Origin of the sequence: Nocardia alni (genome assembly GCF_019038435.1) — a bacterium.
Classification (GTDB): domain Bacteria; phylum Actinomycetota; class Actinomycetes; order Mycobacteriales; family Mycobacteriaceae; genus Nocardia; species Nocardia alni.
The window spans coordinates 1-7093 of record NZ_JAGPOX010000251.1; the positions used below are offsets into that span (position 1 = coordinate 1).

General features: G+C 66.1%; 9 protein-coding genes. 3 read left to right on the top strand and 6 right to left on the bottom strand.

Annotation, left to right across the window (positions count from 1 at the left end):
* Positions 1-319 precede the first annotated feature (319 nt).
* Together JZ791_RS42985 and JZ791_RS42990 are read left to right on the top strand one after the other, a co-directional pair.
* Positions 320-553: a BldC family transcriptional regulator gene (locus tag JZ791_RS42985; RefSeq protein ID WP_040828156.1), complete on the top strand. Its 234-nt coding sequence runs from the start codon at positions 320-322 to the stop codon at positions 551-553.
* Between the two features lie 70 nt (positions 554-623).
* Positions 624-827 carry a hypothetical protein gene (locus tag JZ791_RS42990; protein ID WP_216903543.1) on the top strand — a complete coding sequence of 68 codons (204 nt, stop codon included), beginning with the start codon at positions 624-626 and terminating at the stop codon, positions 825-827.
* 34 nt (positions 828-861) lie between these two features.
* Here JZ791_RS42990 and dapA read toward each other — a convergent pair whose 3' ends face one another.
* The gene (gene dapA, locus JZ791_RS42995; protein ID WP_254207342.1) at positions 862-1767 is read right to left on the bottom strand and encodes a 4-hydroxy-tetrahydrodipicolinate synthase; all 906 of its coding nucleotides are present in this window, start codon (positions 1765-1767) and stop codon (positions 862-864) included.
* A 71-nt stretch (positions 1768-1838) separates the two neighbouring features.
* On the opposite strand from dapA, the gene JZ791_RS43000 reads away from it, so the two are divergent.
* Positions 1839-2762 (top strand): LysR family transcriptional regulator, encoded by a 924-nt coding sequence (locus tag JZ791_RS43000; protein WP_216903545.1) that lies wholly within the window; start codon positions 1839-1841, stop codon positions 2760-2762.
* On the opposite strand, the gene JZ791_RS45810 is transcribed toward JZ791_RS43000, so the two are convergent.
* From JZ791_RS45810 to JZ791_RS43025, 5 genes are all read right to left on the bottom strand, one after another.
* Complete coding sequence (locus JZ791_RS45810) at positions 2728-3114, bottom strand: hypothetical protein (protein ID WP_254207343.1); 387 nt, start codon at positions 3112-3114, stop codon at positions 2728-2730. The genes JZ791_RS43000 and JZ791_RS45810 overlap by 35 nt on opposite strands.
* A gap of 339 nt (positions 3115-3453) precedes the next feature.
* Complete coding sequence (locus JZ791_RS43010; RefSeq protein WP_216903547.1) at positions 3454-3870, bottom strand: hypothetical protein; 417 nt, start codon at positions 3868-3870, stop codon at positions 3454-3456.
* Positions 3867-4316, bottom strand: a complete 450-nt coding sequence (locus tag JZ791_RS43015; RefSeq protein WP_216903549.1) for a Panacea domain-containing protein — start codon at positions 4314-4316, stop codon at positions 3867-3869. The genes JZ791_RS43010 and JZ791_RS43015 overlap by 4 nt, the downstream gene beginning before the upstream one ends.
* 163 nt (positions 4317-4479) lie before the next feature.
* Entirely contained in the window at positions 4480-5454 is a 975-nt protein-coding gene (gene ccsB, locus JZ791_RS43020; RefSeq protein ID WP_216903551.1) for a c-type cytochrome biogenesis protein CcsB, read from the bottom strand.
* Between the two features lie 3 nt (positions 5455-5457).
* The coding region (locus JZ791_RS43025; protein WP_216903553.1) for a cytochrome c biogenesis protein ResB at positions 5458-7093 on the bottom strand (1636 nt) is incomplete at its 5' end.

Genomic DNA, 7093 nt, shown 5'->3' on the forward strand with positions numbered 1-7093 from the left:
AGCTGTGTATAAGAGACAGCCCCCGCCCCCGGGGCGGGGGCCCCGGGGGCGGGGGCGTCACCGGGACGGGATGCCTCACTCACGCCTACCAGCCTAATGGGACGCCGCGAACCGGGTTCGACCGGCCATCCGCGACGACGCTCAGGGTCGCTGCGGATTCGCTGTCGGGTGATGTGCGACACGTCACCAAGCCGTACGCTTATCCGATTTGTCTATTACTTCCCCTTTACCAACACCAGATCATTCGAGTACGTGGGGGGTCCGGTGCAACGATGTCGCTATCTGATGAGGGAACTGTCGATTACGGAAAGGTTTGCGAATGACTGCGATCACCGCGGCGAGCCGCACGTTTGGTTCCGTCAACGGCCAGGAGGCCCTCCTGACCCCAGGCCAAGTTGCGGCGTTGTTCCACGTAGATCCGAAGACCGTCACCCGGTGGGCACATGCCGGGCGATTGGGCTCCTTGCGCACTCCAGGCGGCCACCGGCGTTTCCGTGAGACCGAGGTGATGCAGCTGCTGCGGTCGCTGACCACCGAGGCGACCCGGGTATAGCCCTTATTTCGACGTAGGCGGTGCCGCAGGTACGTCCACGGATTACCCTCGATGTCAGGAGGTGAACGACGTGACGTACCTGTTGGCACTCATCGCGGTCGTGGCCGTGGCGATGTTGTGCTGGAAGGCGTTCGGACCACAGCGTCCCAACCGTATCGATGCCGGACATACGGCTGGCCGACGCAAACGCACCATCGGACCGGACGACGATCCGGATTTTCTCTGGCGCATCTCGCGTCAGCATCGCGACGGCGACCCGGGCGCGGGCGAGTAGCGCCCGGGCCCGCAAGCCTCACAACACGGCGAATCTAGTGGTTCGCCAGATGGATGCTCTCCCACGCCGCCAGCGCGGTCGCGACCGACGCGGGCCCCGCGGGCATGAGCGGTAGACGGACCGCGGCCGTCGGAATCAGGTTCCGGGCCGCGAGAACAGCCTTGATCACCACCGGATTCGGCTCGGCGAACAGCGCCGCGGCCAATGGCGCGAGCCTGTTGCCGAGTTCGCGGCCGCGTTCCATCGCGCCCTGCCGCCACGCCGCGACCAAGTCGGCGTAGGCGGCCGGGGCGACGTTCGCGCAGGCCAGGATCGCGCCCCGAGCGCCGAGGGCCAGCAGCGGCGCGGCATAGAGGTCATCGCCGGACAGCACCGCGATATCGGACCGCACCCGGCTCAGGAAGGCGATCGTCGTATCGTCGATACCGCCGACGGCATGCTTGAAACCCGCCACATTGGGCAGTTCGGCCAGGCGGCACAGCGTCTCGGCGCTCAGCACCCGGCTCGTGCGGTGCGGGACGTTGTAGATCACCAGCGGTACCGGTGAGTTCGCCGCGAGATGCCGAAAATGTTCCACCACGCCCTCCTCCGACGGGCGGGTGTAATACGGCACGACCACCAGCGCGGCCGCGGCTATAGAGTCCAGGGCGCTCAACGCGCGCAGCGAATCGGCGGTCGAATTCGATCCGGCCCCGACGATCAGCGGGACACCACGCTCGCGGCACACCTGTGTGCAGATCTCCAGTACCCGGCGCCGTTCTTCAGCGCTGAGCGTCGCGGGCTCACCCGTCGTACCCAGGGCCACAATTCCGTCCGCACCCTGGTCGAGCACGCGGTGGGCCAGGTCTGCCAAGGGGGCTTCGGCGAGTTCGCCGGTATCGGTGAATGGGGTGACGAGCGGGACGAATAGGCCGTCCAGTCTCATTGCGGTGTTGGTCATGCCCCCAAGATTGAGCGCTTCGATTCACCAGGTCTATTTCACATTTCTTCCGATAAGCCTAAGCTTATCTGATGCTCGATGTCCGGCGATTACGCCTGCTCCGCGAGTTGGCCCGGCGCGGGACCATCGCCGCGGTCGCCGAGGCCCTGTCCTATACCCCGTCGGCGGTGTCGCAACAGCTCACCGCCCTCGAGCGCGAGGCCCGAACGCCGCTGCTCGAACGCACCGGCCGCAGCGTCGCGCTCACCCCGGCCGCGCTACGGCTGGTCGAACACGCCGATACGATTCTGGCCGTGCTGGACCAGGCCGCGGCCGAACTCGCCACAGCACATGAGCAGCTCACCGGCACACTGCGCATCGGCGCCTTTCCGACCGCGCTGCATTCGATCATCTCCCCGGCGCTGGTGCGCCTGAGCCGCGAACATCCCCGGCTGGAACTGTCGGTCACGGAACTGGATCCGGCGAGCGCGCCCGCCGCCCTGCGCGCGCAGACCCTCGACATCGCCCTCGTGCAGGAGTACGACTATGTGCCCCGCGAGCCCGAATCCGGCCTCGATACCGAGGAATTCCTGACCGAGACCGTCTATTTGGCGGCCACCGATGTCGGCCCCCTTACCGCACAACGCCATTCGACCTGGATCTCCGGCACGCCCGGCACGCTGTGCCACATTATGACCGTAAGAGCCTGCCAGGCCGCGGGATTCACTCCGCATGTCCGCCACCACGCCGACGATTTCGGTACCGTGCTCGCCCTCGTCGCCGGCGGGCAGGGCGTCGCGTTCGTGCCGGAACTGGGCACCCTGGCGGTCCCCGACGGCGTCGTGCTCACGCCGCTGACCACTTGCCGCCGTACCCATCTGGCCTATCGACGCGGTAACGGCGGCCATCCGATCATCGCCGCGGCCCGCTCGGCGCTGCAGGCCTCGGCGCTGTCGGCACTGCGTCCCGCGAGTCGTTCACTCACTCCGCGCCCGAGTCGCGGGCCAGGTGGCTGACCGCCCGAAGCTCCTCGGAATCCCACATCCCCCGAATCCCCGGCAGTTCGACGAGATAGGCGTGGATCTGCTCGTCGGTCCACCCGTGGGACTCCCGTAGGCCGGACGACATCATGCCCAGATATCGCCCTGAGGGCTTGCGCAACTCGACCCTCGACGGCTCCCACGACGCGGTAAAAGTCAGTGCGGGAACCCCATCCACATCCCCGACATAGACCAGCGTCTCGTACCGCCCTTCCCCCAACCGGACAACACCGTCCCGCCGGACCACATCCAGATCGACCTCCGGCACCGAGCCGGGCGCCCGATACATCTCCTGCGCAACCAGATCCGCGAACTGCCCCTCGGACAACAGATACCCACACCCCGCGGCCCCGCGCGGCCAACCATCCACAGGCTGTTGCGCATAAAACGCAACCCCACCGGTCCACACCCGACTCTCCCAGGCGAAATACACACTCCCCGGCAAGACCATCCCCCGCCGCGCCCGCGGCGCCGTCGAATCCCGAAACCCCGGATAAACCCGCGTCGCCCCCGGCGGATTCCCGCCCCGCACATAGTAATTCAGCCGTCGCGCCGACAGATTCGACCCGTAGGCGACATACCAGACAGAGCGCATACGAATCAGACCGGCCCGCGGTACATGTGCGACTCACTCACCATGACGTCACAGATCATCCGCCCTGGGGTGTCAGCCGTGGTCGTAGAGGTCGCTGTAGCTCGCCGCGATCCACAGCACGTGAAACACTTCCCCCGCCCGGAAACCGGCGAAGGGAAGGTTTCCCTCGTGGCGAAAGACCATGAACTTTTCCTTCGAGAGAGACTCGGGCACGGCCGGGCGAAAGGCGCCACGCGGCAAGAATTCCCAGCCGAGGCCGTGGCGGTCGTGCTGAACAAGATCCTGCCAGGTGAATTGTGTGCGCTTGTGCCATTTGACCAGGAACTCGCGACACTGCCGTTCGGTAAGCTCCGCGATCCCGAAGTTGGGTTGCAGATGCCTGAGGCACAAGATCGGATGACCTCCACCAGGTAGCAGCGGTGAAGCCGCGTCGTCGTCGATCTTGGTCGTGTGAGTAGGAGCCTTGCCTTTGCGGCTACTCTTGCTCATGCCCGGTGATACGCCTTGATCCGCTCCACAGTGATCGGCGTGTTCGGTCCGGTATCGAATGCCTCGATCCACGCAGGCTCCCGATGTGTCATCTCACGCAACGCCCACGCCGCGTACACACCGTAGCGGTCCCATGTCGCGAGAAGAGTCTTCTCGACGTCCTCGAAGTCACCCCAGTCGAACGGGTCAGCAAATCGCTCGGGGGGTATCGGGCTGCTGCCGTACTGCTTCAGCGCGTGGTAAACGGCAGGCACAACCGGTCCGTGCGCCCACGCCTCGATCTGGTCGGCAAACAACGGCTCCCCGGTCTCCTCGATCCGCTTGACCTGAGCGTAGAACAGAAGCTTCTGCACCTCGAGATTCGTGAGCGTCGCCTCGGCGCCTTCGTCAGCCCAGGATACGAACCACCGGGCGATCTCGATCGCCGTCAAACCCTTCCGTGCCATCGTCGTCCCCCATCCCGCGTTCATGTCCTGTCTGGGTCAGGGTACCGCCCGAACGTCACAGACCACGAACTACCGTGATCGGCAGCGTACCGGCACCCCGGCCGCCACATCGGGCTGATCCGACGCCGACGAGAATCCGCAGTTCAGAGAAGGTTTCGCCGCGCTAGTTGAGTCCGGCGTACGAATGCAGGCCGCTCACCACGATGTTGATGATGAACAGGTTGAACAACATTGCCACGAAGCCGGCGACGTTGATCCAGGCGGCTCGGGTTTCGCGCCAGCCGGAGGTGGCCCGGGCGTGGAGGTAGGCGGCGTAGATGAGCCAGGCGATCAGGGAGACCGTTTCTTTGGGGTCCCAGCCCCAGAAGCGGCCCCAGGCCGATTCGGCCCAGATGGCGCCCAGGATGATGCCGGTGCCGAAGATCGGGAAGCCGATGATGGTGGTGCGGTAGGCCAGACGGTCCAGAGCGCGGGCGTCGGGGAGGCGACGGGCTACCGCGCCCAGGACGTTGTCGGATTCCTGACCGGCGGGCTGGAGCAGGCGCAGCAGGAACAGCAGGCTGGACACACCCGCCACCAGGAACACGCCGCTGCCGATGCTGACCACGGTCACGTGGATCGGCAGCCAGTAGGACTTGAGCGCGGGCACGACGGGGGCCGCGTCGGCGTACAGGACGGTGCCGGCCAGGAACATCAGGATCAGCACCGGCACCAGCAGGAACGCCCACATGCCCCGGTAGCGCTCGTGCCGCAGCAGCACCACGCCGAGCGTGACGGCCGCGCCGGTCGCCATCGTCACGAACTCGTACATGTTGCCGAGCGGGAAACGGTGAGTGGCGAAGCCGCGCAACACGATCGACAGGATATGCAGCCCGAGCGCCACGAACAGCACGGCGAAGGCCATATTGCCGATGCGCTCGGAGGCCGGCTTCGAGGGGACCTGCTCGATCCGGCCCGGGCCGCTCGGCGTCCCGGTACCGACGCCCGCGCCCACCAGGGCGGGCTCACGCCGCTCGGCCCTGCTGGTGTACGCGATGGCGAACTGCACCAGCAGCATCACGAAGACCAGGCAATACACCACGATCGCCGACTTGAACGCCAGATCACTGTAGGAGGCGATGGTCTCGTCGATCGGCATTGCTTACTCTCCCGTGTTCTCGGTCCGCGAGGCACCCAGCAGGCGGCTGCGGAGGCGGTCGAACTCGCCGCCCCACCCGGCCTGATCGGTACGGGCCAGGCCGCCCATTTCTACTACGGTACGTCGTTCATCGACGATAGTCCCGGCGGGGGGCACAGACGACACCGCCGAATCGGAGTCCTGCGGATCCGCGCTGTCGTCGGGATAGGCGCGCAACCAGATACGGCGACGCTTGACCACCAGCGACACCAGCAGCCCGGCCATCATCGACACCGCGAACACCAGCACCCAGCCCTGCGACGGATCGTGCGAGACCTGAAGGTTGGCGAACTCCTTGGCGCCGTCGAAGGTCACCTTGGTGCCATCGGACAACGTCGCCGACTGTCCCGGCGTCAGATTCACCCGCGTCTGCTTGACCAGACGCCCCTGCTTGATCATCTCCGGATCCAGCGAGAACAGCGACTGGGGACGGCCGGTATCCAGCCCCGTCTCGCCGCGATAGATGTCGATGGCCACCGCGGGATCGTTCAGCGCCGGGAACGAGGAGGTCAGCAGGCTTCCGTGCATGAACGCGGTAGGCGCGAACAGACCCTCGATCGCGATCTGATGCTTATGCCGCTCATCCTCGGAGCCGTACATGCCGCCGGGCGGATCGAACCGCATGACGCCACTGGACAGGAAGGTCGTGTCGCTGGAGATCCACTGCACCGACTGGGTGCGGGTCTCGCCGTTGGGATAGGTGACGGTGAAGGTGGGCGCGTAACCGTGTCCCTGCACGTACACCCGGTCGCCGACCACCCGCAGCGGATGATTCACCTGAATCGCGGTATTGCGCCAGGTGTTGGTGGTCAGATCCTTACCGGTCTCGTACGAGATGTGCGCGGTGAACATCTGCGCCTCGCCGGTGGGCAGATAGTCGGCCTTGAAATCGTTGACGCGTACGCACAGCGGGGTCAGTCCGGTGCCGTCGATCAGATTGCCCGCGCGGAACGAGTCGAACACCGCCGGTGAGGTGGTGCAGAAGCCGGGTCCGCCGTCGGCGATGACGACGACATTGCCCTCGTAGCCGAACATCTTGCCCGCGGCGACCGCGATCAGCAGCCCGACCAGCGACAGATGGAAGACCAGGTTGCCGAATTCGCGGAAGTACCCCTTCTCCGCCGAAAGCGTGGTCCCCTGCGCCTCGGCGCGCTCGATGACCCGCCATCCGCGAAGCTGCTTGCGCGCCTTGGCGATCACATCCTCGGGCGAATCCGCGACAATCGTCGAATAGTGATGCGGCAGCCGGGACAGGTTGCGCGGCACCGCGACCGGCGGCGTGCGCAGCGCCTTGTAGTGGTCGACCACCCGCGGCACGATGCAGCCGATCAGCGAGATGAACAGCAGCGCGTAGACCGCGGTGAACCAGAAGCTGGAGAACACGTCGAACAGCTGCAGCCGATTCATCAACGGGCCCAGCGTCGGCCGGTCGGCGATGTACTTGTCGACCTTCTGCGCGTTGAGGCTGCGCTGCGGCAGCAGGGCGCCCGGAATCGCGGCCAAGGCCAGCAGGAACAGCAGGATCAGCGCGGTCCGCATGTTGGTCAGACCGCGCCAGGCGTTGCGGATCAACGCCAGAACGCGGCGCGGCGCGGACTGG

Coding starts and splice junctions, on each gene's coding strand:
- dapA (WP_254207342.1), bottom strand. CDS start 1,767: ATGACCAACACCGCAATGAGACTGGACGGCCTATTCGTCCCGCTCGTC.
- JZ791_RS42985 (WP_040828156.1), top strand. CDS start 320: ATGACTGCGATCACCGCGGCGAGCCGCACGTTTGGTTCCGTCAACGGC.
- JZ791_RS43015 (WP_216903549.1), bottom strand. CDS start 4,316: ATGGCACGGAAGGGTTTGACGGCGATCGAGATCGCCCGGTGGTTCGTA.
- ccsB (WP_216903551.1), bottom strand. CDS start 5,454: ATGCCGATCGACGAGACCATCGCCTCCTACAGTGATCTGGCGTTCAAG.
- JZ791_RS43010 (WP_216903547.1), bottom strand. CDS start 3,870: ATGAGCAAGAGTAGCCGCAAAGGCAAGGCTCCTACTCACACGACCAAG.
- JZ791_RS43000 (WP_216903545.1), top strand. CDS start 1,839: ATGCTCGATGTCCGGCGATTACGCCTGCTCCGCGAGTTGGCCCGGCGC.